At 72.9% G+C, this 26843-nt stretch carries 25 protein-coding genes; 6 read left to right on the top strand and 19 right to left on the bottom strand.

The window, feature by feature from the left end:
• Positions 1-643: 643 nt before the first annotated feature.
• From tyrS to argC, 9 genes are all read right to left on the bottom strand, one after another.
• A complete protein-coding gene (gene tyrS, locus CHC11_RS35875) occupies positions 644-1921 on the bottom strand; it encodes a tyrosine--tRNA ligase (protein ID WP_089316336.1) in 1278 nt (425 codons plus the stop codon).
• 130 nt (positions 1922-2051) lie between these two features.
• Positions 2052-2687: a DNA-3-methyladenine glycosylase gene (locus tag CHC11_RS35870; RefSeq protein ID WP_089316335.1), complete on the bottom strand. Its 636-nt coding sequence runs from the start codon at positions 2685-2687 to the stop codon at positions 2052-2054.
• Between the two features lie 88 nt (positions 2688-2775).
• Positions 2776-4194: an argininosuccinate lyase gene (gene argH, locus CHC11_RS35865; protein ID WP_179279170.1), complete on the bottom strand. Its 1419-nt coding sequence runs from the start codon at positions 4192-4194 to the stop codon at positions 2776-2778.
• Positions 4195-4344: 150 nt separating this feature from the next.
• Positions 4345-4884 (bottom strand): arginine repressor, encoded by a 540-nt coding sequence (locus CHC11_RS35860; protein WP_089316351.1) that lies wholly within the window; start codon positions 4882-4884, stop codon positions 4345-4347.
• Positions 4885-4892: 8 nt separating this feature from the next.
• Positions 4893-5810, bottom strand: coding sequence for an ornithine carbamoyltransferase (gene argF, locus CHC11_RS35855; protein WP_089316333.1), 918 nt, complete (start codon positions 5808-5810; stop codon positions 4893-4895).
• Between the two features lie 2 nt (positions 5811-5812).
• A complete protein-coding gene (locus CHC11_RS35850; RefSeq protein WP_281258420.1) occupies positions 5813-7006 on the bottom strand; it encodes an acetylornithine transaminase in 1194 nt (397 codons plus the stop codon).
• A 50-nt stretch (positions 7007-7056) separates the two neighbouring features.
• Positions 7057-7968, bottom strand: a complete 912-nt coding sequence (gene argB, locus CHC11_RS35845) for an acetylglutamate kinase (RefSeq protein ID WP_089316350.1) — start codon at positions 7966-7968, stop codon at positions 7057-7059.
• Positions 7969-7991: 23 nt separating this feature from the next.
• A complete protein-coding gene (gene argJ, locus CHC11_RS35840; RefSeq protein WP_089316331.1) occupies positions 7992-9149 on the bottom strand; it encodes a bifunctional glutamate N-acetyltransferase/amino-acid acetyltransferase ArgJ in 1158 nt (385 codons plus the stop codon).
• Positions 9146-10174, bottom strand: coding sequence for an N-acetyl-gamma-glutamyl-phosphate reductase (argC, locus tag CHC11_RS35835; RefSeq protein ID WP_089316349.1), 1029 nt, complete (start codon positions 10172-10174; stop codon positions 9146-9148). Before argC ends, argJ begins: the two co-directional genes overlap by 4 nt.
• A gap of 163 nt (positions 10175-10337) precedes the next feature.
• Here argC and CHC11_RS35830 point away from each other — a divergent pair, with 163 nt between their 5' ends.
• From CHC11_RS35830 to CHC11_RS35820, 3 genes are read left to right on the top strand one after another with little or no spacing between them, the layout of a single operon-like run.
• The gene (locus CHC11_RS35830; protein ID WP_089316330.1) at positions 10338-10835 is read left to right on the top strand and encodes a MarR family winged helix-turn-helix transcriptional regulator; all 498 of its coding nucleotides are present in this window, start codon (positions 10338-10340) and stop codon (positions 10833-10835) included.
• Positions 10832-11800, top strand: coding sequence for an ABC transporter ATP-binding protein (locus tag CHC11_RS35825; protein WP_089316329.1), 969 nt, complete (start codon positions 10832-10834; stop codon positions 11798-11800). Before CHC11_RS35830 ends, CHC11_RS35825 begins: the two co-directional genes overlap by 4 nt.
• Positions 11797-12648, top strand: coding sequence for an ABC transporter permease (locus CHC11_RS35820; protein WP_089316328.1), 852 nt, complete (start codon positions 11797-11799; stop codon positions 12646-12648). Before CHC11_RS35825 ends, CHC11_RS35820 begins: the two co-directional genes overlap by 4 nt.
• 54 nt (positions 12649-12702) lie before the next feature.
• Here CHC11_RS35820 and CHC11_RS35815 read toward each other — a convergent pair whose 3' ends face one another.
• From CHC11_RS35815 to infC, 9 genes are all read right to left on the bottom strand, one after another.
• Complete coding sequence (locus CHC11_RS35815; protein ID WP_089316327.1) at positions 12703-14319, bottom strand: ABC-F family ATP-binding cassette domain-containing protein; 1617 nt, start codon at positions 14317-14319, stop codon at positions 12703-12705.
• A 324-nt stretch (positions 14320-14643) separates the two neighbouring features.
• Positions 14644-17121 (bottom strand): phenylalanine--tRNA ligase subunit beta, encoded by a 2478-nt coding sequence (gene pheT, locus CHC11_RS35810; RefSeq protein WP_089316326.1) that lies wholly within the window; start codon positions 17119-17121, stop codon positions 14644-14646.
• Positions 17121-18230 (bottom strand): phenylalanine--tRNA ligase subunit alpha, encoded by a 1110-nt coding sequence (gene pheS / locus CHC11_RS35805; RefSeq protein WP_089316325.1) that lies wholly within the window; start codon positions 18228-18230, stop codon positions 17121-17123. The genes pheT and pheS overlap by 1 nt, the downstream gene beginning before the upstream one ends.
• 132 nt (positions 18231-18362) lie before the next feature.
• Complete coding sequence (locus tag CHC11_RS35800) at positions 18363-19451, bottom strand: PAS domain-containing sensor histidine kinase (RefSeq protein ID WP_281258419.1); 1089 nt, start codon at positions 19449-19451, stop codon at positions 18363-18365.
• Positions 19452-19639: 188 nt separating this feature from the next.
• A complete protein-coding gene (locus CHC11_RS35795) occupies positions 19640-20146 on the bottom strand; it encodes an STAS domain-containing protein (protein WP_089316323.1) in 507 nt (168 codons plus the stop codon).
• 269 nt (positions 20147-20415) lie between these two features.
• Entirely contained in the window at positions 20416-21255 is an 840-nt protein-coding gene (locus CHC11_RS35790) for a TrmH family RNA methyltransferase (protein ID WP_089316322.1), read from the bottom strand.
• A gap of 34 nt (positions 21256-21289) precedes the next feature.
• Entirely contained in the window at positions 21290-21667 is a 378-nt protein-coding gene (rplT, locus tag CHC11_RS35785) for a 50S ribosomal protein L20 (protein WP_089316321.1), read from the bottom strand.
• A gap of 69 nt (positions 21668-21736) precedes the next feature.
• Entirely contained in the window at positions 21737-21931 is a 195-nt protein-coding gene (rpmI, locus tag CHC11_RS35780) for a 50S ribosomal protein L35 (RefSeq protein WP_067894345.1), read from the bottom strand.
• 181 nt (positions 21932-22112) lie between these two features.
• Entirely contained in the window at positions 22113-22643 is a 531-nt protein-coding gene (gene infC, locus CHC11_RS35775) for a translation initiation factor IF-3 (protein ID WP_258943360.1), read from the bottom strand.
• Between the two features lie 535 nt (positions 22644-23178).
• Between infC and CHC11_RS35770 the strand changes: the two genes are divergently transcribed.
• Together CHC11_RS35770 and CHC11_RS35765 are read left to right on the top strand one after the other, a co-directional pair.
• The gene (locus CHC11_RS35770) at positions 23179-23670 is read left to right on the top strand and encodes an NUDIX domain-containing protein (RefSeq protein ID WP_089316319.1); all 492 of its coding nucleotides are present in this window, start codon (positions 23179-23181) and stop codon (positions 23668-23670) included.
• Positions 23671-23679: 9 nt separating this feature from the next.
• Entirely contained in the window at positions 23680-24618 is a 939-nt protein-coding gene (locus tag CHC11_RS35765; RefSeq protein WP_089316318.1) for a carbohydrate kinase family protein, read from the top strand.
• On the opposite strand, the gene CHC11_RS35760 is transcribed toward CHC11_RS35765, so the two are convergent.
• Positions 24594-25298: an HIT family protein gene (locus CHC11_RS35760; protein ID WP_089316317.1), complete on the bottom strand. Its 705-nt coding sequence runs from the start codon at positions 25296-25298 to the stop codon at positions 24594-24596. The two genes, CHC11_RS35765 and CHC11_RS35760, sit on opposite strands and share 25 nt — an antisense overlap.
• 152 nt (positions 25299-25450) lie before the next feature.
• Here CHC11_RS35760 and CHC11_RS35755 point away from each other — a divergent pair, with 152 nt between their 5' ends.
• Complete coding sequence (locus CHC11_RS35755; RefSeq protein WP_089316316.1) at positions 25451-26839, top strand: prenyltransferase/squalene oxidase repeat-containing protein; 1389 nt, start codon at positions 25451-25453, stop codon at positions 26837-26839.
• Positions 26840-26843: the final 4 nt, after the last annotated feature.

The following is a 26843-nucleotide window of genomic DNA, read 5'->3' as shown; positions in this document are numbered from 1 at the left end:
AGGATCAAACTCTCCATCAAGGCCACACGACCAGCCAGGGGGCGAACCCCAGCCGACCAAACCTCAGGAAACAATCCCAGCATCACCATCCCCCCAAAAAAGGGGACAGCATTGCCTCAAAGAAATCCCCACCACCCCACAAAAGCGAGATGGCACGGGGCGACCCGGCCTTAAAGACCGAGCCGATAAAGGCACTGGCTTTTAACACGCTGTTGAGTTCTCAAGAAACGGACACCCACCGCGCCGAACCCCGCTCCCGCGGTCCCCGGCTCCGGGGCAACCCCTAGATCCTACCCGATCCGTCCCGCTTAATCCAACTTCGGGCGGTTCGGCCTCTTTAGTCCCTTTTGGGCGCGACGTAGCGCACCCGTTCGGGTCTGTAGAGGTTTTCCCCTCGGGGCCGGCCGCCTGTCGGCGTCCCGCTCCCCCTGTGGGGCGTGTAGAACACTAGGTCCCGCCGACAGGACCGTCAAATCGGCCCCGGCGGCGCATGAATCCGCAGGTCATCTACTGTTTTCAGCCATAGAACCATGCCCTGTCACGTGCCGTCGTAACCGCACTGTGACGTGTATCTACCGAAGTTTTCCCGCCTCATGACGACCGCCCGTCCGGAACGGGTCCGGACGGGCGGTCGGGAGGTCTTTCAGGAGGCGGTCACCTCGACGCCGCCCACGTTGCGCTTGCCGCGCCGCAGGACGAGGAAGCGGCCGTGGAGCAGGTCGGCCGGCGCCGGTACCGCCTCCTCCGACTCGACCTTGGCGTTGTTGAGGTAGGCGCCACCCTGGGCGATGGCGCGGCGAGCCTCCGACTTGCTCTTGCAGAGGCCGGACGCCGCCAGGAGGTCGACCACGGGCGGCAGCTCTCCCGCCGGAACCTCCGCGCGGGGCACCTCGGAGAGGGCGGCGTGCAGCGTCCGTTCGTCCAGTTCCTCCAGGGCTCCCTGCCCGAACAGGGCGCGGGAGGCCGCGATGACCCGGGCGGTCTCGTCCGCGCCGTGCACGAGCGTGGTCATCTCCTCGGCGAGCGCCCGCTGCGGGGCCCGCGCGGCCGGACGGTCGGCGCCCTGCTTGGCCAGGTCCTCGATCTCCTCGCGGGGACGGAAGCTGAAGAACTTCAGGAACTTCTCCACGTCCCGGTCGTCGGCGTTGATCCAGAACTGGTAGAACGCGTAGGGCGACGTCAGCTCGGGGTCGAGCCAGTAGGTCTCACCGCCCGCGGTCTTGCCGAACTTGGACCCGTCCGCCTTGGTCAGCAGGGGCGTGGTCAGCGCGTGGGCGCTGCCCCCCTCCACCCGGCGGATCAGGTCGACGCCCGCGGTGAGGTTGCCCCACTGGTCGCTGCCGCCGGTCTGCAGCAGGCACCCGTGTCGCCGGTACAGCTCGAGGAAGTCCATGGACTGGAGCAGGACGTAGCTGAACTCGGTGTAGCTCATCCCGGTCGAATCGAGCCGGGCCTTGACGGTCTCGCGGGCCAGCATCCGGTTGACCGGGAAGTGCTTGCCGATGTCGCGCAGGAACTCGATGGCCGACATGGGGCCGGTCCAGTCGAGGTTGCTGACCATCGTCGCGGCGCTCGGGCCCCCGTCGAAGTCGAGGAACGCCGACACCTGGCCGCGGACCCGCTCGACCCAGCCGGCGACGGTCTCCTCGGAGTTCAGCACGCGTTCGGCGCTCTTGCCGCTCGGGTCGCCGATCAGGCCCGTGGCGCCGCCGACCAGGCCGATCGGCCGGTGTCCGGCCTTCTGGAAGCGGCGCAGCGTGAGGATCTGGATGAGGTTGCCGAGGTGCAGCGACGGCGCCGTCGGGTCGAATCCGCAATAGAGCGTGACCGGTCCCGCGGCGAGCAGGGCCCGCAGTTCGTCCAGGTCGGTGGACTGCGCGATCAGGCCGCGCCACGCGAGATCGTCCAGGATGTCGGTCACGGTCTCCCTCGTCTCCGGCTTACTTTCGGTGTACCCCACCAGGCTGCACCGGTGGGCGACTGTCGCGCCAACGATATTCAACGTCCGCCGTCGCGGGGGTGCTACCGGCCGACCGCATGGTCGCGGAGGGTCAGCCCTCGGCTGTGATCTTCCTGCGCTGCCTCGGGACGTGCGGGCGGTAAGGGGAGACGGTCGGGTCGCCCTCGATCCAGAACCGCCACGGGACCTCCTTGGCGCCGTTGACGCCGGTCCGGGGACCGTTGCGGATCAACGCGGGGTCGGCGGGCTCACCCCTCAGGACCGTCATCGGCCCCCCTGGCGAGCACACGTCCAGGCCGTTCTGCTCGCGGGCGACGCCGAGGGCCTGGCAGAGCCGGGCCGGGCCGCGGGCCAGGTCGCGGACGGTCGAGCGGGGACGGCGCGCCCTGGCGACGGCCTCCCCCGCGATGATCTCGCCGGCGCGGAGCAGCACCGCCATGGACGTCCCGTCCGGCCCGCACACGAGGTTCATGCAGAAGTGCATGCCGTAGGTGAAGTAGACGTAGACGTGCCCGGGCGGCCCGAACATGACCTCGTTGCGCCGGGTCCGGCCCCGGTAGGCGTGCGACGCCGGGTCCAGGGGGCCCGCATAGGCCTCCACCTCGGTGAGCCGGGCCGCCACCTCCCCCTCCGGGGTGCGATGGCGGATCACGCGCCCGAGCAGTGCGGGCGCGACTTCCTCCACCGGGCCGTCGAAGAACTCCCGGGGCAGCACCGCTCCGTCCATCGCCTCACCGTGGTCTAGGGGACAGCTTCGCCGGTCCACCAGCCTAGGGGGCGGTCCGCACCCTGGCGGCCGCCCCCTTCCCGCCGGGTCAGGAGTCCGAGCCGGCGGCCCACGCGGCGTGGCCGTTGACGAGCGTGCGCAGCGCGCCGATCTGCTCGCGGACGCGGTCGGGGGCCGTCCCCCCGTAGGCCTTGCGGGACGCGAGGGCGCCCTGGACGTTCAGCACCTCGCGGACGTCCGGCGTCAGGTGCGGCGACACCTTGCCGAGCTCCTCATCGGTGAGGTCGTCGAAGTCCTTGTCGTTGACCTGGCACCAGACGACGAGGTGCCCGACGACCTCGTGGGCGTCGCGGAACGCCACACCGCGGCGGACGAGCAGCTCGGCGAGGTCGGTGGCGAGGGCGAACCCGTCCGGGGCGAGGGCCTCCAGCCGCTCGGTGTTGACCCGCATGGTCGCGATGAGCCCGGCCATGGCGGGCAGCACGAGCAGCAGCGTCTCGACGGCGTCGAACGCGCCCTCCTTGTCCTCCTGGAGGTCGCGGTTGTAGGTGAGCGGGAGGCCCTTGAGCGTGGTGAGCAGGCCGACGAGGTGCCCGATGAGGCGGCCGGCCTTGCCGCGCGCCAGCTCGGCGACGTCGGGGTTCTTCTTCTGCGGCATGATCGACGACCCGGTGGCGTAGGTGTCGTCCATCTCGATCCAGCGGAACTCCTGCGAGGCCCAGAGGCAGACCTCCTCGCCGAGGCGGGACAGGTGCACGCCGATCAGCGCGGCGACGAAGAGGAACTCGGCGACGAAGTCGCGGTCGGCGACGGCGTCCATGGAGTTGGGCGCGGCGGCGTCGAAGCCGAGCTCGGCTGCGGTGGCCTGCGGGTCCAGCGGCAGGGAGGAGCCGGCGAGGGCGCCGGAGCCGAGCGGGGAGACGGCGGCGCGCCGGTCCCAGTCGCGCAGCCGGTCGATGTCGCGGGTGAGCGGCTGGACGTGCGCGAGGAGCTGGTGGGAGAACAGCACGGGCTGGGCGTGCTGAAGGTGCGTCATGCCGGGCGCGGCGACGCCGAAGTTGTGCTCGGCCTGCGCGATCAGCGCGGTCTCCAGCTCGACCAGCCGCGACACGGTCTGGCGGACGTGGTCGCGCAGGTACAGGCGCAGGTCGGTGGCGACCTGGTCGTTGCGGCTGCGGCCGGCGCGCAGCTTGCCGCCGAGGGCGCCGAGGCGCTCCAGCAGGCCGCGCTCAAGGGCGGTGTGGACGTCCTCGTCGGCGACCGTGGGGCGGAACTCGCCGCTGCGGCACGCCTCCTCAAGGTCGTCCAGGGCACCGATCATGCGCTCCAGCTCGTCGTCGGTGAGCAGGCCCGCCCGATTGAGGACGCGGGCGTGCGCGCGCGACCCCATCAGGTCGTAGGGGGCGAGCCGCCAGTCGAACTGGACGCTCACCGAGAGCCTCGCGAGCGCGTCCGACGGGCCGCCTTCGAACCGGCCGCCCCACAGCCGCGTCGGTGCCTTGGTCACAGAGAATCCTCTACTTCCCACCACTGGTCGTTCGGTCAACTGCCATCTCACCACGCCGCCCCCTGCCGGATACGGCAGGACGCACCCGCGTGGGACGCCGCGGAGCCGGCGTCCGCAACAGCGTACGGCGAATCCACCGCGTCCCGCGGGTCAGGACGGGCCGGAGTCGGGGCCGCCCGGCGGCCCCTGGGTTCGTCGCTCGCGCGTAACGGTCAGCCGCAGCAGCGCCTGGGCGACGTCCTCCCCGCCGTGCGGGTCGCGGGCGATGACGAGGATCGAGTCGTCGCCCGCGACGGTGCCGAGGATGGACTGCCATTCGGCGTGGTCGATCGCCGAGGCCAGGTACTGGGCGGCGCCCGGCGGGGTCCGCACCATGACCAGGTTCGCCGACGCCTCGGCCGAGACGAGCAGTTCGGCGGCGAGCCGGGAGAGCCGCCCGGTGAAGGTCTCGGCCGCGCCGGTGCGGGCGCGGCGGATCCGCTCGCCGCCCTCGCCGGGCACGGCGTAGATCAGGCTGCCGTCGTCGGCGCGCAGCTTCACCGCGCCGATCTCGACCAGGTCGCGGGACAGCGTGGCCTGGGTGACCTCGACGCCCTCGTCGCCGAGGAGCTTGGCGAGCTCGCCCTGCGAGTGGACGGGGTGCCGGGTCAGCAGGTCGATCACCCGTGCGTGCCGCGCGGCCTTGGTCATGGGGGTGGTCACCGGGCGCGCTCCAGGAGCCACACGAGCAGCGCCTTCTGGGCGTGCAGCCGGTTCTCGGCCTCGTCCCACACCCGGCTGCGCGGGCCGTCGAGGACGGAGGCGGCGATCTCCTTGCCGCGGTAGGCGGGCAGGCAGTGCAGGACGATCGCCTCGGGATCGGCGAGGGCGAGCAGGTCCCCGGTCACCGAGTACGGCTCGTACAGCGAGGTGTCCTTGCCGTCCTGGCCCATCGACACCCACGTGTCGGTGGCGAGGACGTCGGCTCCGGCGGCGGCTCCGGCGGCGTCCGCGGTGACCGCCACGGATCCGCCGGTCGTGGCCGCGATCTCCTTCGCGCGTTTCACGACCGCGGGGTCGGGCGGCTGGGAGGCGGGGGCGCCGACCCGGACGTGCATCCCTGCGGTGGCGCAGCCGAGCAGGTAGGAGTGCGCCATGTTGTTGGCGCCGTCCCCGAAGTAGGCGAGGGTGACGCCGGAGAGGCCGCCCTTCTCCTCCCGGACGGTCTGCAGGTCGGCGAGGATCTGGCAGGGGTGGAACCCGTCGGTGAGCGCGTTGACGACCGGGACGGTGGTGCCGGCGGCCATCTCCTCGATGCGCTCCTGCCCGGCAGTCCGCCACACGATGGCGCTGACCTGGCGTTCGAGGACGCGGGCGGTGTCGGCGATGGTCTCGCCGCGGCCGAGCTGGCTCGTGCCCGCGTCCATCACCAGCGGGTTGCCGCCGAGCTCGGCGATGCCGGTGGCGAACGACAGCCGGGTCCGGGTGGACGGCTTGTCGAACAGCACGGCCACCGAGCGGGGGCCCTCCAGCGGCCGGTGGCCGAAGCGGTCCTTCTTCACCTGCGCGGCGAGGTCGAGGACCTCGGCCTGCTCGCCGGGGCTGAGATCGTCGTCCCGCAGAAAGTGCCTGGTCACGGTCAGTTCTCCTGCTCAGGGGAAGCGGCGTCGAGGATACCGGGGAACGCCTCGGCGAACGAGCCCGCCTGCTCGGCGGTGAGGATCAGCGGCGGGGCGAGGCGCACCGCGTCCGGCTGGAGCGCGTTGACGAGGAAGCCGGCGTCGCGTGCGGCGGCCTCCACGGCGGCCGCGTGCGGCCCGGTCAGCACGGCCGCCCGCCACAGCCCGCGGCCCCGCACGCCCGCGAACAGCGGGTGGTCGACCGCGTCGAGCCCGGCGGCGAGGGCCTCCCCCACGGAGGCGGCGTTGGCGAGCAGGCCGTCCTTCTCGATGGTGGTGAGGACGGCGAGGGCCGCCGCCGCGGCCACCGGGTTGCCGCCGAACGTGCTGCCGTGGTCGCCCTTGGCGAACAGGCCGCCGTGCGGACCGAAGGCGACGCACGCCCCGATCGGCAGGCCGCCGCCGAGTCCCTTGGCGAGGGTGAGGACGTCGGGCTTGGCGTTCTCGTGCTCGAACGCGAACCAGGCGCCGGTGCGGCCGATCGCGGACTGGATCTCGTCGGCGACGAACAGCGCGCCCGCCGCGTCGCAGATCTGGCGGACGGCGGCGAAGTACCCGTTCGGCGGCGGGACGACGCCGGCCTCGCCCTGCGTGGGCTCCAGGAACACCGCCGCGCAGTCCTCGTCCACCGCGGCCTTGAGCGCGCCCGCGTCCCCGTACGGGACGAACCGGACGTCGATCGCGAACGGCCCGAACGGCTCCCGGATCGCCGTCTTGCCCGTCAGGCTCAGGGCGCCGAGCGTCCGGCCGTGGAAGCCGTTCTCGGCCGCGACGAAGTACGGGCGCCCGTTCGTCTTCCCGTACTTAATGGCGAGTTTGAGCGCGCACTCGTTGGCCTCGGTCCCGCTGTTCGCGAGGAAGACCTTCCCGTCGCAGCCCAGCAGCTCCCGCAGCCGCTCGGCGAGCAGCACCTCCGGCTCGTTCAGGAAGAGGTTGGACGTGTGGGCGAGCGTCGCCGCCTGGGACGACACCGCCTCGACGAGCGCGGGGTGGGCGTGCCCGAGCGAGCTGACCGCGATCCCCGCGATGAGGTCGAGGTACTCGCGGCCGTCGGTGTCCCAGACCCGGCAGCCCTCGCCGCGCGCGAGCGCCACGGGCGGAACACCGTAGTTCGGCATGAACGCCGCCTCGAACCGTTCCCTCAGATCGCTCACGAGGCCTCCTCCCTTCGGGGACGGCCCCCGCACCTTCCGGTTCGCTTCGCTCATTCCTCCTCCACCCCGACGGCCCCCGGAAGGCTGGGCAGCACCATCGTTCCGATCCCTTCGTCGGTGAAGATCTCCAGCAGCAGCGAGTGCAGGACCCTGCCGTCGAGGACGTGGGCCTGCGGGACGCCGCCGCGCACGGCCGCCAGGCAGGCCTCCATCTTGGGCACCATCCCCGCCGACAGGTCCGGCAGCAGGACGGCCAGCTCGTCGGCGGTGAGCCGGTCGATGACGTCGTCGCTGTCCGGCCAGTCCGCGTAGAGGCCCTCGACGTCGGTGAGGACGACGAGCTTCGCCGCGTCCAGCGCGACGGCCAGCGCGGCGGCCGCCGTGTCGGCGTTGACGTTGTAGACCTCGCCGCCGTCGCCGCGCGCGACGCTGGAGATGACCGGGATGCGGCCGTCGTCCAGCAGCGCCCGCAAGGCCCCGACCTGCACCTCGACGATCTCGCCGACCTGGCCGATGTCGACGGGCGCGCCGTCCACGACCGCGTGCTTGCGCTCGGCGGTGAGAAGGTTCGCGTCCTCGCCGGACATGCCGAGCGCGAACGGGCCGTGCCGGTTGATCAGACCGACGACGTCGCGCTGGACCTGCCCGGTCAGCACCATCCGGACGACCTCCATGGCCTCCGGGGTGGTGACCCGCAGCCCGGCGGTGAACGTCGAGTCGATGCCGTTGCGGGCCAGCGCCGCGTTGATCTGCGGACCGCCGCCGTGCACGACCACGGGCTTCAGCCCGGCGTAGCGCAGGAACACCACGTCCTCGGCGAAGGAGTGCCGCAGCCGCTCGTCGGTCATCGCGTGACCGCCGTACTTGATCACCACGGTCTTGCCGTGGAAGCGCTCCAGCCATGGCAGCGCCTTGATCAGGGTCTCGGCCTTGTCCATGACGCCCTGCCGGTTCTTGCGCATCTGCGCGCCCGGGGTGACGGCGCTCACGTGGAGTACGCCGAGTTCTCGTGGACGTAGTCGGCGGTGAGGTCGGTCGTCCAGACGGTGGCGCTGTGCGGGCCGGCGGACAGGTCGACGGTGATCGTCACGTCGCGGGGGCGCAGGTCGACCTTGTCGCGGTCGTCGCCGAACGAGCCGTTCCGGCACACCCACACGCCGTTGATGGCGACGTTGAGGTGGTCGGGCTCGAACACCGCGTCGGTGGTGCCGACGGCCGACAGCACCCGGCCCCAGTTGGGGTCCTCACCGTGGATGGCGCACTTGAGCAGGTTGTTGCGGGCGACGGAGCGGCCGACCGTGACCGCGTCGTCCTCGGACGCGGCGCCGACGACCTCGATCGCGATGGCCTTGGACGCGCCCTCGGCGTCCACGAGCAGCTGCCGGGTGAGGTCGCCGCACACCTCGGTCAGCAGCGCGGTGAACTCCTCCTCGTCCGGGACGACCTCGGCGGCGCCCGAGGCGAGCAGCAGCACGGTGTCGTTGGTGGACATGCACCCGTCGGCGTCGAGCCGGTCGAGGGTGGCGCCGGTGGCAGCGCGCAGCGCCCGGTCGAGCGCCGCGGCGGGCAGGTCGGCGTCGGTGGTGATGACGCAGAGCATGGTGGCCAGGGACGGGGCGAGCATGCCCGCGCCCTTGGCCATCGCGCCGATCATGTAGCCGCCGGCGCCCTGCCGGAAGGAGATCTTGGCGACGGTGTCGGTGGTGCGGATCGCGTCGGCGGCGGCGAGCCCGCCGTCCCCGCGCGACAGCTCCGCGGCGGCCTTGTCGACGCCGGTCAGCAGCAGGTCCATCGGCAGCCGCTCACCGATCAGCCCGGTGGAGCAGACGGCGATCTCGCCCGCCGAGTCGTCCAGCACCTCGGCGGCCTTCTCGGCGGTGGCGTGGGTGTCCTGGAAGCCGGGGGCGCCGGTGCAGGCGTTGGCGCCGCCCGCGTTCAGCACGACGGCGCGGACGCGGGCGCCCTTGAGGACCTGCTCTGACCACAGGACGGGCGCGGCCCGCACACGGTTGCGGGTGAAGACGCCGGCGGCCGCGCGGGACGGGCCGTCGTTGACGACGAGGGCCAGGTCGCGGCTGCCGCTGTCCTTCAGCCCGGCGACGACGCCGGCGGCGCGGAAACCCCGGGGGGCGGTGACGCTCAAGGGGACACTCCGATCGTGGTCAGCCCGAGTTCTTCCGGGAGGCCGAGGGCGAGGTTGGCGCTCTGCACCGCGCCGCCCGCGGTGCCCTTGGCGAGGTTGTCGACGGCGGCGACCACCACGAGGCGGCCGGCCGCCTCGTCCAGCGCGACCTGGACGAGGACGGTGTTCGCGCCGAGGGTCATGGACGTGGCGGGCCACTGCCCCTCCGGCAGCAGCCCGAGGAACGGCTCGCCCGCGTACGCCTGCTCGTAGGCGGCGCGCAGCGAGGCGGCGGTGACGCCGGGACGTGCCTTCGCCGTGCAGGTGGCGAGGATGCCGCGGCTCATCGGCGCGAGCGTCGGGGTGAAGGAGACCGAGACCGGCTCCCCCGCCGCCGCGCTGAGGTTCTGGATCATTTCGGGCGTATGCCTATGCGTGCCCCCGACGGCGTAGGCGGACACCGAGCCCATCACCTCGCTGCCCAGCAGGTGCGTCTTGAGAGCCCGTCCGGCGCCGGAGGTCCCCGACGCCGCGACCACGACGACGTCGGGTTCGGCGAGGCCCGCGGCGAGTGCCGGGAACATCGCGAGCGAGACCGCCGTGGGGTAGCAGCCGGGAACGGCGACGCGCCTCGTGGCGCGCAGCGCGTCGCGGTGGCCGGGCAGTTCGGGCAGCCCGTAGGGCCAGGTGCCCGCGTGGGGGGTGCCGTAGAACCGCTCCCAGTCGCCCGGGTCGGCGAGCCGGTGGTCGGCACCGCAGTCGATGACCAGGACGTCCTCGCCCAGCTGCTCGGCGAGCGGCCCGGACCGGCCGTGCGGCAGCGCCAGGAACACCACGTCGTGGCCGGAGAGCGTGCGGGGGGTGGTCTCCTCCAGGACGCGTCCGGCCAGGGATCGCAGGTGGGGCTGGTGCGCGCCGAGCTCGGCGCCCGCGTTGGAGCCCGCCGTCAGCGCGCCGATCTCGAACTCTGGATGTCCCGCCAGGATGCGCAGCACCTCGCCGCCCGCGTAACCGCTGGCGCCGGCGACCGCCGTCCGGATTCCCATGTCCACTCGCCCTTCCCTCACGTCAAGCAAGAGTATGCATGAGGCTGGATTCCTATGCAACGACGAATGACGTCTTTCACGCCGCTGAGACGAGGGCCACAGCCGAAGTACTTAGGTAGCTAAAGGTTTGCTCGCTAAACATCAGTGCTCTAACATCGCTCGCATGGAGAACATCGGTCTCGGCGACCTGAAGGCGTTCGGGCCCGTCGAGGAGTGGAACATCGGACTGCTCTTCGGCGTCGCGTCCCGGTTGTCCGGCCCGATCGTCTGGCGCATCATCGAGCGGCACGGCATCAGCCCGACGGGCTTCTTCCTGCTGCGCCTGCTCATCACCGAGAACGGCCTGCGCCCCGGCGAGGTGGCCAAGCGCCTGATGGTGACCCCCGCCACGGTCACCTCGGTCGTCGACACGCTGGAACGCTACGGGCACGTGCGGCGCGAGCGCTCCTACCGGGACCGGCGCGGCGTGATGGTGCTCATCACCGACTCCGGCCGGCGGTTCCTGGCCGAGAAGTCCGGCCCCATCGGCCGCGACCTCGCCCGCCTCTACGACGTCGTCGAGCAGGAGGACGAGGCGGCCGTCCGCGGGTTCCTGCTCACTCTGATCCACAAATTCGAGAACTACTCCCCCGACGAGAAAGCGAAGGGAGACGGCGCGTGACCCATCCCCCCGAAACCGCCGTTCGCACGGTCGGCCTGAAGAAGACCTATCCCGCGTCCGGCCCGCGTCCCGCGGTGCCCGCCGTCCAGGGCATCGACCTGGACGTCCCGCGCGGCGAGTTCTTCGGCCTGCTCGGCCCGAACGGCGCGGGCAAGTCGACCACCATCGGCATGCTCACCACGCTCGTCGTCCCGACCGGCGGCACCGCTAGCGTGTCCGGCCTGGACGTCGTCAAGGACGCCGTCGAGATCAAGCGCCGCATCGGCGTGGTCTCGCAGAACAACACCCTCGACAGCGACCTCACCGTCGCGGAGAACCTGGAGTTCCGCGGCCGGTACTTCGGGCTCGGCGCGCGGGACGCCCGCAAGCGCGCCGCCGAGCTGCTGGAGCTGTTCGGGCTGACCGAGCAGCGCGGCGGCAACCCGTTCGAGATCTCCGGCGGGCAGGCCAAGCGCGTGATGATCTGCCGCGCCCTGGTGCACGGCCCCGAGGTGCTCTTCCTGGACGAGCCGACAGCCGGGCTCGACCCCCAGACCCGCACCAACCTCTGGGAGGTGCTGCGGGGGCTGCAGGCGGGCGGGCAGACGATCCTGCTCACCACCCACTACATGGAAGAGGCCGAGGCGCTCTGCGACCGGGTCGCGGTCGTCGACCACGGAAGGGTCCTCGCCAGCGGCACGGTGGACCAGCTGAAGTCCAGCGCCGGCGCCGACACGGTCATCACCGTGACCTACGACTCCCCCGCCCCGGACGGGATCAAGGCCCTCGGCGACAGAGAGGGAATCAGCAAGGTCGAGGTCAACGACGGCCAGGTGCGCGTGTTCGCCGCCGAGCCCGAGGGGATCCTCGGCGAGCTCGTCACGATCGGCTCGGCCGCCGGTGTCGGCGTCACCGACGCCACCCAGCTTCGCCCGAGCCTGGAGACCGTCTTCCTCACCCTCACCGGAAGGGACTACCGCGAATGACCGCCACCGCCGCTCCCGCCGTCCTGGCGCCGCCTCCCCCGGCGCGGGCCACCGTCCCCCGCACGTTCGCCGCGATGATGGCGCGCGAGGTGCTGGTCATGCGCAAGAACTTCCTGTCGACGTTCGTCCGGGTGCTGGTGCAGCCGGTCATGTTCGTGTTCGTGTTCGCCTACGTGCTGCCGAAGCTGGGCGGCGGCGCCATGGCGGGCGGGCCGGGCGGGCCGACGTTCTCCACCATCCTGCTGCCCGGGCTCGTCGGCTCGTCGATCATCATGCAGGCGATGATGGCGGTGATCTTCCCGCTGATGATGGAGCTGAACTGGCAGAAGTCGATCACCGACCGGGCGCTGGCGCCGGTTCCGGTGCCGCTGCTGGCCGTGCAGAAGATCATCGCGGCGGCGGTGCAGGGCCTGATCGGCGGGCTGCTGGTGTTCCCCGCCGTGCTGTTCATCCACGCCGACGGCCAGTCGCCCGAGGTGCACGTGGACAACTGGCCGGTTCTGATCGCGGTGATGGTGGTCGGGGCGCTGATGTCGGCGTCCGGCGGGCTGCTGCTGGGGACCCTGATGAACCCGCAGAAGGTCCAGATGCTGTTCGCGATAGTCCTGCTGCCCATGACGATGCTCGGCTGCGTCTACTACCCCTGGTCGGCGCTGGACAACATCCGCTGGCTGCAGATCGTCAGCCTGTTCAACCCGCTGGTGTACGTGAGCGAGGGGCTGCGCAGCGCGCTCACGCCCGAGATCCCGCACATGCCGGTGTGGGCGTTCATGCTCGCCATCGTCGCCGGGACGGTCCTGCTGACGTGGGCGGCGACCCGCACCTTCACCAAGCGCGTGCTGACCTGACCGGAACCGGGGCGGCCCCCGCGCGAACGGTCCGCGCGGGGGCCGCCGCACGCGCTACACCGGCTCGACCTCGGTGAGGCCGCACGACCGGTCCATGCGCAGCCAGCGGGTGATGCCGAGGGTGCGCAGGAACGGCACGTCGTGGCTGACCACGATCAGAGCGCCCTCGTAGGCGGCGAGCGCCTGCCCGAGCTGCGCGGCACTGGCCATGTCGAGGTTGTTCGTCGGCTCGTCCAGCAGGAGCAGCTGCGGGGCCGGCTCGGCGAGCAGCAGCGACGCCAGCACGGCGCGGAACCGCTCGCCGCCCGACAGGGTCGCGGCCGGCTGGTCGGCCCGCGCCCCGCGGAACAGGAACCGCGCCAGCCCCGCCCGGATCCGCGCCGGCGGCGCCGACGGCGCCTGCGCGCGGACGTTCTCGGCGACGCTGAGGTCCCCGTCCAGGACGTCCAGCCGCTGCGGGAGGTACCGTACACCGTCCACCCCGAGCTTCACGGCCGTGCCCGCGGGGACGCGGTCGCCCACGAGCGCCCGCAGGAACGTGGTCTTGCCGGAGCCGTTGGGCCCGACCAGCGCGATCCGCTCCGGCCCGCGGACGATCAGCTCGCCCAGCGTGCCGGGTTCCGGCTCGGGAGCGGCGAGGCCCGTCACGGTCAGCACCGTCCGCCCCGCCGGGACGCGGGTGGCGGGCAGCTCGACGCGGATCCCGGCGTCCTCGCGGACGGCCTCCTCCGCCTCGGTGAGCCGCGTGCGGGCGCCGGCCAGCCGCTCCTCGTGCATGATGCGGTGCTTGCCCGCCGAGACCTGGGCCTGCCGCTTGCGCTCGCCCATTACGATCTTCGGTTCGCGCTTGTTCTCCTGCATCTTGTTGCCGTAGCGCTTGCGGCGGGCCAGCTTGACGTGGGCCTCCTCCAGTTCGCGCTTCTGGCGGCGCAGGTCGGTCTCGGCGGCCCTGACCGTCCGCTCCGCGGCCTCCCGCTCGACGGCGAGCAGGTCCTCGTAGGCCGACAGGTTGCCGCCGAAGGACCGGACGGCGCCGTCGCGCAGGTCGGCGATCTCGTCGACGCGGTCGAGCAGCTCCCGGTCGTGGCTGACGACGACGAGCACGCCCGTCCAGGACGCGACCGCCTCGTACAGGCGGTGGCGCGCGTCCAGGTCCAGGTTGTTGGTCGGCTCGTCCAGCAGCAGGACGTCGGGACGGGCCAGGAAGCGCGCCGCCAGCCCGACCATCACGGCCTCGCCGCCCGACAGCGTGGGGACCGTGCGGTCCAGGTCGAGGTGGCCGAGGCCGAGCCGGTCGAGCTCCGCGCTGGCGCGCTCCTCGACGTCCCAGTCGTCCCCGACGGCGGCGAAGTTGTCCTCGGTGGCCTCGCCGCGCTCGATGGCGTGCAGGGCCGCGCGGGTCGCGGTGATGCCGAGCAGGTCCGAGACGGTGGCGGTGTCGTCGAGGACGAGGTTCTGCGGCAGGTAGCCGATCTCCCCGTCGACGCTCACGGTGCCCGAGCCGGCCCGCAGCTCGCCAGCGATGATCTTCAGCAGGGTGGACTTGCCGGAGCCGTTGACGCCGATCAGGCCGGTCCTGCCGGCGCCGAACGCGACGTCCAGCCCGGCCAGCACGACGGTGCCGTCCTGCCACGCGAACGACAGGTCCGAGCACACGATGGCGAATGACATTGGGCGGCCTCCATGGTGAGTGAGAAAGATGCGGGACGCATGGAGACACCGCGGATCGCGCGACGCGCCGGCGGGCATGAGAAGGCCCGGCGGGGAGAGAGTCCGCACTGAGGTCACGTGCGCGGGCCGGAGAGCGGCCACTGCGCGGTGTCGGACCTCAGATCCTCAATGGACTCCCCAGCCGGGCGGCGATGTGACGCCAAGAAGGATACCCGACGACTTATCGCGACACAAGTAGCGTTAAGAACCTGCCTCGGCCATGCCGGCCGGGACACGGGCGTGCCCCGGACCCCTGCGCGGGGTCCGGGGCACGCCTGCGTTCCGTCAGGCGCCGCGCAGCACGGCTCCGGTCCGCTCGGACGCGGCGGCCACGGCGGACTCGCGGGCCTGCGACGCCTCCTCGGCCGTGAGCGTCCGGTCCGGAGCGCGGAACCGCAGCGAGTACGCCAGCGACTTGCGGCCCTCGCCCACCTGCTCGCCGGTGTAGACGTCGAACAACCGGATCGCCTCCAGGAGCCCGCCCGCACCGTCGCGCAAGGCCGACTCGACCTCCGCGGCGGGCACCCCGGAGTCCACGACGAGCGCGACGTCCTGCATCGCGACCGGGTACGACGACACATGCGGCGCGCGGACGGTCACCGGCTCACCCAGGCGGCGCAGCTCCAGCTCCATCGCGCACGACCGCGCGGGCAGCCCGTACGCCTTCGTGACCCGCGGGTGCAGCTCGCCGGCGTGCCCGACGAGGGTGTCGCCCGCGTACAGCGCGGCGCAGCGGCCGGGATGCCAGGGCGCGTGCTGGTCGGCCTTCACCGCCAGCTCGACGCCGACCTCGCGGGCCACCGTGCGGGCCGCCTCGACCGCGTCCGCCCACAGCGCCGGACGGCCCTCGCCCCACCAGCCCGACGGCTCGCGGTCGCCGGACAGCACCACCGCGACCCGGTACGGCTGGTCCGGCAGCGCGGCCTCGAGCCCGGCCACCTCCTCGGCCGTCGGGCCGCGGTCCACGGCGAGCCGCGGCGCCCGCACCGGGGCGTCCGGGCGCGGCCGGAACACCACGCCGACCTCGAACAGCGCGGCGTCGCCGAAGCCGCGCCCCACATTGAGCGCCAGCACCTTGAGCAGGCCGGGCAGCAGCGTGGTGCGCAGCAGCGGCTCCTCCTCCGACATCGGGTTCGCGAGCCGCAGCGTCCGCCGCCGCGCGTCGTCCGCCGGGAGCTGGAGGCCGTCCAGATCCTTCTCGGCGACGAACGGGAAGGCGAGCGCCTCCACGTACCCGGCGCCGGCGAGCGCGCGGCCCACCCGGCGGCGCAGCCGCTGCTCGGCGGTCAGGCCCTTGCCCGCCGCCGGGCGCGGCGCCCGGGCCGGGATGTCCTCGTACCCCTCCAGCCGGATGACCTCCTCGGCGAGGTCGTTCGGCGCCGTGAGGTCGGGACGCCAGGACGGCGGCGTCACCGTCAGGACGTCGCCGCCGGCCACCGTGCAGCCGACCTGCTCCAGGCGCCGGACGACCGCGTCCCGGCCGTAGGCCACGCCCGCCACCCGGTCGGGATGCCCGGCGGGCATCGTCACCGCGGCCCGCTCGACCGGCGCCTCGGCGTGCGTGACGCCGGCCACGATCTTCGCGCCGCCCAGCTCGGCGAGCATCCGCACCGCCCGGTACGAGGCGTACAGCGGCAGCTCGCGGTCGACGCCGCGCTCGAACCGGTGCGACGCCTCGCTGTGCAGCCGGTGCCGGCGGCTCATCCGGGCGGTGCCCATGGCGTCGAAGTGCGCGGCCTCGACCACCATGTCGCTCGACCGGTCGTCGATCTCGGTGGCGAGCCCGCCCATCGTGCCGGCCATCGAGATCGGTCCCGACGCGTCGGTGATGAGGATGTCGCCGGGGTCGAGGGCACGCTTGACGTGGTCGAGCGTCTCCAGCTGCTCGCCGGGCTCGGCGCGCCGCACGACGATCGGGCCGGTCAGCTTGCCCCGGTCGAACGCGTGCAGCGGCTGCCCGAGCTCCAGCATCAGGTAGTTGGTGATGTCGACCGCCAGCGACACCGGCCGCATCCCCGCGCGGTGCAGGCGCACCTGCATCCACATCGGGGTCCGCGCGTCCGGGTCGAAGCCGCTCACCTCGCGCAGGACGAACCGGTCGCACACGGACGGATCGCCGATGCTCGCCGGATAGCTCGGCTCCTCGTCGGTGGGCAGTTCGACGTCCGCCGGATCTCTGAACGGCACCCCGTAGGCGATGGCGGCCTCGCGGGCGATGCCGCGGATGGACAGGGCGTAGCCGCGGTCGGGCGTCACGGCGATGTCGAGGACGTCGTCGCGCAGCCCGAGCAGCTCGATCGCGTCCACGCCGACGGGGGCGTCCGGCGGCAGGACGAGGATGCCGCTGTGGTCGTCGCCGATCCCGAGCTCGGTGACCGAGCAGATCATGCCCTCCGACAGGCGGCCGTAGGTCTTGCGGGCACCGATCTCGAACCCGCCGGGCAGCACGCCGCCCGGCAGGACGACCACGACGCGGTCGCCGACCGCGAAGTTGGTGGCGCCGCAGACGATGCTCTGCGGCTCCCCGGTGCCGTTGGCGTCGCCGACGTCCACCCGGCAGTGGCGGATCGGCTTCTTGAAGCCGGTCAGCTCCTCGATCTCCAGAACCTCGCCGACCACGAGCGGGCCGGCGATGTCGGCGCCGGCCCGCTCGACCGTCTCGACCTCCAGGCCCGCCGCGATCAGCTCGGCGGCCAGCGCGCGGCCCGTGACGCCGGCCGGGAGCTCGACGTACTCGCGCAGCCAGGAAAGCGGGGCCCGCATCAGATCTCCGTCCCGAACGGGAGGGTGAACCGGACGTCACCCTCCACCATGTCGTACATGTCCTCCACGCCGTGCCGGAACATCAGCGTCCGCTCGACGCCCAGCCCGAACGCCCAGCCGCTGTAGCGGTCCGGGTCGACCCCGCAGGCCACCAGCACCCGCGGGTTGACCATGCCGCAGCCGCCGAGCTCGATCCAGCCCTCCGAGCCGCAGGTGCGGCACGGGTCGCCGCCCGGCTCCGCGGACGCGCCCCGGCACACGAAGCACTGCATGTCCACCTCGGCGGACGGCTCGGTGAACGGGAAGAACGACGGCCTGAACCGCGTCCTCAGCCCCTCGCCGAACATCCCGGTGACGAACGCGTCGATGCCGCCGCGCAGGTCGGCCATCGTCAGGCCCTCGTCGACGGCGAGGCCCTCCAGCTGGTGGAACACCGGGCTGTGCGTGGCGTCCAGCTCGTCGGTGCGGAACGTGCGGCCGGGCGCCACCACGTACACCGGCAGCGGCCGCGACAGCAGCGACCTGATCTGCATCGGCGAGGTGTGGGTGCGCATCACCAGCCCGGAGTCCTCCGACTCGACGAAGAAGGTGTCCTGCATGGTGCGGGCCGGGTGGTCGGGCAGGAAGTTCAGGGCGTCGAAGTTGAACCACTCCGCCTCGACCTCGGGGCCTTCGGAGACCTCGAAGCCCATCGAGACGAAGACGTCGGCCATCCGCTCCTGCATCGTGGTCAGCGGGTGCCGGGCGCCGCGCGGCGCGCGGTCCCACGGGAGGGTGACGTCGACGGTCTCCTCGACGAGGACGCGGCGGTCGCGCTCCTCCTCCAACTCGGCCTGGCGCTCCTTGAGCGCCTTGGCCACCGCGCCCCGGGCGGCGCCGATGCGCTTGCCGGCCTCGGCGCGGGCCGCGGGCGGCAGCGCGCCGATCTCGCGGTTGGCGAGGGCCAGCGGGGAACGGTCGCCGGCGTGCGCCAGCCGGACCTGCTTCAGGGCGTCGAGGTCGGCGGCCGCGGCGATCGCCGCGAGCGCCTCGGTGCGGGCCCGCTCCAGCGCCTCGGGCTGCAGGGCGGACACCTCGACGGGGTCATAGGACTTGTTCGGTGCAGACATGGTGGTGTGATCGACTCCGGTCGGCGTGGGACGCCCGCAGTCTAGTGCGCGGGCGGAGAACATCCGGAAAGCGTGCGCGTGACGCGCTGGCCCGCCCGGGGACCCGTTGCCGTGCCGCGGTGTGGGCCGCGGTCAGCCGGCGTAGTCGGGGGCCCCTGCGGGCACGGTAAATCGGAACTCGGCGCCACCGCCGGGCGCCCGCCGCACGGTGATCACGCCGCCGTGCGCCTCGACCAGCCCCTTGACGATGTAGAGCCCGAGCCCCGTGCCGCCGCGGCGGCTGCCGCCGGGGCCGCGCCAGAACTGCCGGAAGACGCGCGGGACGGCCTCGGGCGGAATGCCCTCGCCCTCGTCGCGTACCGACACGGCCGCCCCCTCCTTGTGCGCGTCCGGCTCCACCACAATGGTGACAGTGCCCGCACCGTGGCGCACCGCGTTTTCGACGAGGTTGCCGAGGATTTGATCCATCTTGTCGGGATCGAGCCACATCTCGGGCAGATCGCCGCGCGTCTCGAAGCGGAAGCGGTCCTCCGGCTCCCCCGCCGCGACCCGGCCCGCGATGACCTTGCGGACCTCCTCGGGAAGGTCGACGACCTGGCGGCGCATCTCCAGCCGGCCCGACTCGATCCGGGACACGTCCAGCAGCTCGGTGATCAGCCGGGTGACGCGGTCGGCGTCGGCGTTGACGGTCTCCAGCATCACCCGCTTCTGGTCGTCGTTGAAGCGGTGCCACTTGGCCAGCAGCGTCGCGGTGAACCCCTTGACGCTGGTGAGCGGGGAGCGCAGCTCGTGGGCGACGGTGGAGACGAGGTCGGCGCGGTCGCGCTCCTGGCGGGCGCGGTGCAGGGCGTCGCGCAGGCACACGGTGAACCGTTCCACACGGCGTTCGGCGTCGCGCCGGTAGGCCGCGGTGACGAGCACCTCGGTGCCGCCGGGCAGGAACAGCACGCGCTCGGGATGACGGGTGCGGGTGGACAGGCCGTCATAGGGGGCCAGGCACTTCCACCAGTCGCGGCCCTCGGCGTCGTGCAGGGGCAGCACGTCGCGGAAGTCGCGGCCCACGGCCGACCCGGCCGTGATCCCGGTGATCCGCGCGGCGGCCGCGTTGAACACGATCACGCGGGCATCCCGGCCGGCGACCATCAGCCCGTCGGGCAGATCGTCCGGGCCGCCCCCCTCGGGGCCCGGCCCGGACCCCGCCTCGGGCCCGCGCGCGGCCACGAGAGGGGATTCCTCTCCGCCCACAGCGGCCTCCAGAACACCGATGGGAACGCGGCCTGTCGGAAAGAGACTCTAGCCGGAGTCGGGCCCCTAACGGGACCCGGAAACCGCCTCGCGGCAAGGCATGTGTAGCCTCCGTGCGGGGTGTCGCCGCCACCCGCGGACGGCCTCATCAGGGGTTCGCGCCCTCATCCGGACCTCGTGGGCGAGTCCTGGCCGGACAGCGCGGCCTCGACATCGCGATGGATCGCGAACAGCCGGTGCAGGCCAGTGATCATCAGCAGCCGCAGCTGGGCGGGCCGCACCCCGGCGAGGGCGATCTCGCCGCCGTCGGCGGAGATCTGGTTGTGCGCGGCGACCAGCGCGCCGAGCCCGGCCGCGTCGCAGAACGGGACGGCGGCGAAGTCGGCCACCAGACGGCGCGGCCCCGCCCCGGGCAGCCGGCCGTGCATCTCGACGAGCCGGTCGCGCAGCGGCCCGGCGGTGCGCAGGTCGATCTCCCCGGCCACCGCGACGACGGCCGTGCCGACCCCGACCCTGGCGGTCTCGATGCGCAGCCCGTCGCAGGCGTGCGCACCGGAGGCGGCGCCCGGAGCGGCGTCCGGGACGGCGGCGGCCTGGACCGCGCCGGCCCGGCACCGCACCTCCGGGGGACGCCGACCCGGCCTTCCCGGCCGCCTGGTCTCCTCGGTCATCACGCTCGCCCCCACTCTGTGCGGCCTGGTCGCCGCCCTGGTCAACCCATTGATCAACACGTTAGGCGCGGTACCGCGACGACGTGATCCCCCGCCGGTCGCGGTTCTCGCTCCTGCCCGCGGACGAGCCCCGCGCGGTGGCAGGCCCCCTGCCCCGCGTCCACGCGGAGACCATCTTCCCAGCTCACCTGTCGCAAGGCGGCGCCAATGGCGACCGCATGCGGCCATTCGATCACGGAATGCAGTGGAACACGCGACCGCACCGTGCCTCACATACGGCTCGGGCGCTCTCCTTGCGAGCCGCGCTGCGCGCGGGCGGACGCATACAGGCATACGGCGGCGGCCGTCGCCAGGTTCAGGCTCTCGGCCCGCCCGTAGATGGGCACGCGGACGACCTCGTCCACATGCCGCAGGATCTCTTCGGGCAGCCCCCACGCCTCGTTCCCGAACACCCAGGCCGTGGGGCGCGCGAGCACCCCCTCGTCGATCGCCTCGTCGAGGGTGCGGTCGCCCGCGCCGTCGGCGGCGAGGACGGTCAGGCCCGCGCCCTTCAACTCCGGGATCAGCGCGTCGAACCGGGGGCCGACGACGACCGGCAGGTGGAACAGGCTTCCCGCGGAAGCGCGGACGCACTTGCCGTTGTAGGGGTCGACGGAGGCGTCGGTGAAGACGACCGTCTCCGACCCCGCGGCGTCGGCGGTGCGCAGGACGGTCCCCGCGTTGCCGGGGTCGCGGACGTGCGCGAGCACGGTCACCAGCCGGGGACCGTTTTCCAGCGCCCTGTCCAGCGGGACGTCGACGAACTCGCAGACCGCCAGCAGCCCCTGCGGGGTGACGGTCTGGGCCAGCTCGGCCATGACCTCGCCGCTGACGCGCAGCACCGGCGCGCCGGCGCGCTCGGCGGCGAGCACCAGCTCGGGGTGGCGTGCCTCCGCCTCGGCCGTGGTGAACAGCTCGGCGAGCCCGCCGGGGATCTCCAGCGCCTCCCGCACCGCCTGCGGCCCCTCGGCGAGGAACCGGTTCTCACGACGCCGGAACGCGCGTTTGGCGAGCCGCCGAGCGGCCTTCACCCGTGGTGATCGGAGAGAGGTCAGCTCGCGGCCCGCCATGTCGCTGTGATCGCCCGTGTGCCGGTCACCCGGCTCAGGCGGCCTCCGAACCCTCGGCCGGCAGCGCGTCCTTGGCGATCGTGACCAGGGCGGCGAACGCCGGGGCGTCGTTGACGGCGAGCTCGGCGAGCATGCGCCGGTCGACCTCGACCTCGGCGGCCTTCAGGCCCTGGATGAACCGGTTGTAGGTGATGCCGTTGGCGCGGGCGGCGGCGTTGATCCGCTGGATCCACAGCCGGCGGAACTGGCCCTTGCGGTCCTTGCGGTCCCGGAAGGCGTAGGTCATCGAGTGGAGCTGCTGCTCCTTGGCCTTGCGGTACAGGCGCGAACGCTGCCCGCGGTAGCCGCTCGACCGCTCCAGGACGACCCGACGCTTCTTGGCGGCGTTGACCGCCCGCTTCACGCGTGCCACGTGCTGACTCCTTCGTGGGGGCCGGGGCCATGCTGGCCTCGGCCGGTCGGCGATGTTCCCGGTCGAGCGCTACTTGCGCAGCAGCTTCTTGATGTTCTTGGCGTCGGCGTCGGCCACCACGGCGGGGCCGTCGAGGCGCCGGGTCCGCTTGGACGGCTTGTGCTCGAGCAGGTGGTTGCGGTTGGCGCGGCGGCGCATCACCTTGCCGGTGCCGGTCAGCTTGAAGCGCTTCTTGGCACCGCTGTGGGTCTTGGTCTTCGGCATGGTCGCCGTCGTCTCCCTCTTTCCCGGCCTTCGTGCCGACCGGCACGAAGGCGCGCCTGATCGGCGCATCGCACGGCGTTCCGTGGACGCGCCAGGTCAGGCTTCAATGTACGTACGCCGCAACTTCACTCGGCCGCGAGGTCGCGATGGGGACCGCCGCGAGGCCGGTCCGGAACGGCCGTCAGACGGTGGTCTCCGACTCCTGCCCGCGGGCCGTCTTCTTCTTGTGCGGACCGAGCACCATGATCATGTTTCGGCCGTCCTGCTTGGGCCGCGACTCGACGAAGCCGAGCTCCTCGACGTCGTCGGCGAGCCGCTGCAGCAGCCGGAAACCGAGCTCGGGACGGGACTGCTCACGACCACGGAACATGATCGTGACCTTCACCTTGTCCCCGGCCTTCAGGAACCGCACCACGTGACCCTTCTTGGTCTCGTAGTCGTGCGGGTCGATCTTCGGGCGGAGCTTGATCTCCTTGATGACCGTGTGCGCCTGGTTCTTCCGCGCCTCACGCGCCTTCATCGCGGACTCGTACTTGAACTTGCCGTAGTCCATGAGCTTCGCGACGGGCGGACGCGCGGTGGGCGCCACCTCGACGAGGTCGAGGTCCGACTCACGCGCGAGTTCGAGGGCCTTGGCGATGGGCACTATGCCCACCTGTTCGCCGTTCGGGCCGACGAGCCGGACCTCGGGCACGCGAATGCGGTCGTTGATACGCGGTTCGGCGCTGATGGGACCTCCTTGGGGCCGTTCTCAGGTTCGTTGGACCGGTCGTACCCCGAGGCTTCCACGAGAAAAGCCCCGTACGACTCACGCACGGGGCCACCTTCGGTCTCCCGGAACGGCATGCCGCCCGGGAACGACGGCGGGACGGGCCGAACGCCCGTTCGCCGGACCGAGACCCACCGGCTCTGCAGCCGGTCAGGTGGGAGGTGGCCTCCGCTTGAGCGCCCGGCACGCGCCACCATCAGGTCGCACGCACAAGGCCGGTCGACCACCAAGAATACCACCCGGTGGGACTTGGTGCGCCATGCCGGACGGCTCGCAGGGCTCTTGCCGTACGAGCGTCCGGATGAGGTACGCCGTCACGTACAACAGGCCGTCCCGCGGCGCCATTCCCGGGGCCCGCGCGCCCCACCGCGAAGTGAGAGTGTTCTGACCCGGCGGGCGTCTCGGCGAGCGGACCGCGGGATTGTTACGGTGGAGCCGAGACGGCCCGGTGGGGCCGGCACCAGGGAGGTTCCTCGCGATGCCCTCGGTCGACGCCGGCGCCGCCGGCCCCCTCACCGCCGTGCCGCCCGTCCGGCTCCAGTTCGCGCAGAAGGCATTCATCGTTTCCGGCGGGCGGCTGCTGCTCGTCCGCAAGGCGGCCTCCGACCCGTTCCACCCGGGCCGCTGGGAGGTGCCCGGCGGGCGGCTGGAGGAGGCGGCCGACCTCGATCTGGACGACCACGTCCGCCGCGAGGTCTGGGAGGAGGTCGGCCTGAAGATCGATCCGGGTCCTCCGTTCCACCTGTGGCAGTGGTTCATGCCCGACCAGGGCACTCCCGGCGGGCAGATCCGGGTGGTGGCGGCGGCGCGCCGCTGCCGGCCCGTCACCCTGGACGCCACCCTGGAGAACCAGGACGTCAGCGACCATCTCGACCGGTGCGCCTGGGTGCCGCTGCGCGAGGCGGGTGGATACGACCTCATCCCGAGCCTGCGCCCGGTGATGCGGGCCTTCCTGCCTCCGGCCGGCTGAGTCCGGGACATGGCGCCGTTCCGATCGCCCCTCGACTGGCCGGGCCTCGACGGCGCCGCCGTGCGCCGCTTCGCACTCTTCGTCATCGGGGACGCGGGGATCGAGGTGCGCGCGAGCCTGCCGGGCGTCCGGTTCGCCGAACTCGACGCCGACCGGCTCTGCTACGCCCCCGCACGTGTGCTGGCCGCGGGGACGGCGGTGAACCTCGCCCGCAGCGCGGTGGGCTACTTCCGCCGGGTCGGCGTGCTGGCCAAGGTCGGCGACGACGACTACACGGAGGTGATCCGCCGCGAGCTCTGCCGGATCGGCGCGGCCCACCGCCTCGTCGTCGAGCCCGGCGTCCCGAACGGCGTGTCGGTGATGCTGCGCGACGGCGCGGACGGCGGCGGACCCGGCGTCCGGCTGCTGGTCGTCCAGGACGAGCCGCCCGCCCGGCGGCTCACCGCGGCGGACGTGCGCGCGGCGGCGGCCGGGATCGAGGACGCCGACGTGCTGGCCGTGGACGGATACTCGCTGCTGGCCCCCGGCTCCCGGGAGGCGCTCCACGAGGCGGTGCGCGCGGCGCGGGCGGCGGGCACGCGGGTGGCGTTCGACGTCGTCCCCCACGACATCGACGCGCGGCTTCCGGCGTCCTGCGTGATGCCGGTCCTGGAGCGGGCGGACCTCGTCGTCTCCGAGGCGCACACCCTCGCGCGCCTGCTCGGGCATCCGCCGCCGGGCGGCGGCCGGGAACCGCGGGATCTGCTGCCGGTCCTCGACCGCGCCGTTCGCGGCGGTCCGCTGTGGCTGCTGCGGTTCGGCCCGACGTCCCTGGAACGGGTGCTCGCCCACCAGCGGGGACGGTCGCCGGTGGCGTACTCCACCGGCTACGCCGCCGGTGCGCCGCGGGCGGGGTTCGGGGACCGGCTGACCTCGTGCGAGCTCTACTGGTGGCTGTCGGGAGGCTGATCCGTGCCCGGCAGGGCGGCCGCCGCCGCCCGCATCGTCCGCAGCGTGCGCAGGAAGCGCCGCCTGCTGGCGGGCAGCCCGAAGCTCTCCTGCCAGCGCCAGGTCCGGCTCGGGCCGGCCGCCGCCACGGCCCAGCGCAGGAGCTGGCTCCGCACACCGTCGCCCGGGTGGACGGTCGCGGCGCCTTCCTCCTCGATCAGCAGGTAGGAGCGGCCGGCGCGGTAGAAGGCCCGCAGGGTCGCGTGGTCCGCCGGGACGCCTGGGCGCCCCTCCATCTCCACGACCGCCCGCACGCCGGTCGTGCCGGGGAGGAAGTGCCAGTGCGCATGGTCGATGCACGCGCCGCCGGCCTGGTTGCTCGCCGATCCGTGCTCGAACAGCAGCAGGCCGCCGGGTCCGTACGCCTCCCGGTAGAGGCGGGCCACGCGGTCGCGCCACCGCAGCGCGCGCTCCCACATCGGCCCGGGAAAGTCTCCGGCGCACTGGTGGTGCTGGTGCGTCACCAGCAGGAGGTGCCCCTCGGCGAGCGGCGCGACGTCCGGGATCAGGAAGAAGTCGCGGTCGCCGGCGATCACGCCCGACTCGCCGGGCAGTCCGGCCATGCCGTTGAAGCGGAACCGCAGCGGGGGGCACAGGACGCAGTCGTGATCAGGCTCGTCCCGGACGGTCGGTTCGGCCAAGCCACCTCCAGCATCGCGGAACGTGGGAGCGGTCTGCCTCCAGCGTGCCCGGTGCCGCGTGCCCGCGCTCGGTGCGGCGGCGGATACAGACGCGGAACACGCGAGGTACAAACCCTGGCCCGCCGGGAATAACAAGAGCAGAAGGCAAGAACGTGAACCAGACACCCCCGCTCCCGTCCCGTGCGCCCCGCGCGCCCCGCGTCGCCCGCTCCGCCGCCTGGCGCCGCGGCGCCGACGACCCGGTCATCGACCTGGCCGTCCTCGACGCCCGGCTGAACGAGTCATTGGACGTCCTGCGCGACACCTACTCCCCCGCGCTCGGCGCCGGCGGAGGCTGGTACCACGAGCTCGCGCGGCCGGAACCCGGCACCACCGCCACCGCTCTCGGGCTGATGGCGTTCGCCGAGGCGGGGCGGGCGTTCGAGCACTTCGACGACGGCCTGGAACTCCTCGCCGCCCGGCAGACCCGGTCCGACGACCCGCTGCGCGACGGCGGCTGGGCCACCAGGACCAGCCTCGGCATGCCGGTGGTCGAGGCGACCGGCTGGATCGCGCGCTTCCTCGGCCGCGCGCGCTGCGACCTGCGCGAGGACGCCCCCGACCTGGAGCGTGCCTACCGGTGGCTGCTGTACAACCAGAACCCCGACGGCGGATGGGGCTCACTGCACGGCTGCCCGTCCCGGGTGTGGCTGACGTGCCTGGCGCTCCGCGCGCTCAGCCAGCTCAACCCCTACGACCCCGCCGTCGACCGCGGCGTGGAGTGGCTGACGGCGGACCGGACCGCGCGCCGTCCCGCCTGGGGCCCGACGCAGGCGTCCAGGCCCACCGTCACGCACACCGCGTTCGCGCTGGCGACTCTGGCCGAGGCGCGCCCGGACCTGAGGACCGAGCGGCTGGTGGACGCCTACGACTGGCTGCTGGAGCACTTCGACCCCGACGACGACCACACGTGGATCGAGACCTACGGCGTCTCGCCGCCCACCGTCGCGGAACGCGGCACCGGGCCGGAGCCGGTGTGGCGGCTCGCCCTGTGGCACTACGGGCTGCCGATCGCGCTCACCGCGCTGCTGCGGGACCCGCGCGGACCCCACGGGCCGACCGTCGCCCGCGCGTTCCGGACGCTGGTGCGCGGGGAGGTCGCCGACCCGCGCTGGAACGGCTACCCGGGCAGCGGCCGCACGTCGCTGTGGACCCTGTGGTGGCGGCTGGAGACGCTGGTCGCCCTCTCCCGGACCCCGCTCGCCGGGAACGCCGACGTCCTGCACTGGCTGCCGGACGCGATGGTCGTGCAGCGCGCCCACGCACGGGAGCGCCCGCTGGCCGACCTCCTCCCGCACCGCCGCCTCGTCGACCCGGTCGGGCTGGCCCGGCGGCACTGGGCGGCGTTCCTGCTGAGCCTCGTGTGCGCCGGCAGCGCGCTCGGCGTCGCCGCGGGCATGTGGGGCTGGAAGGACTTCTGGCTCAGCGTGATCCTGCCCATCCTCCTCACCAGCATCGACGAGTCGGTGAAGCGGCGCCGTGCCCAGCGCGCCCCGCCCTGAGGCG

Source organism: Actinomadura mexicana (genome assembly GCF_900188105.1).
Classification (GTDB): domain Bacteria; phylum Actinomycetota; class Actinomycetes; order Streptosporangiales; family Streptosporangiaceae; genus Spirillospora; species Spirillospora mexicana.
Note: the sequence above shows the minus strand (reverse complement) of the source record. Positions and strands in the feature narration are given on the sequence as shown.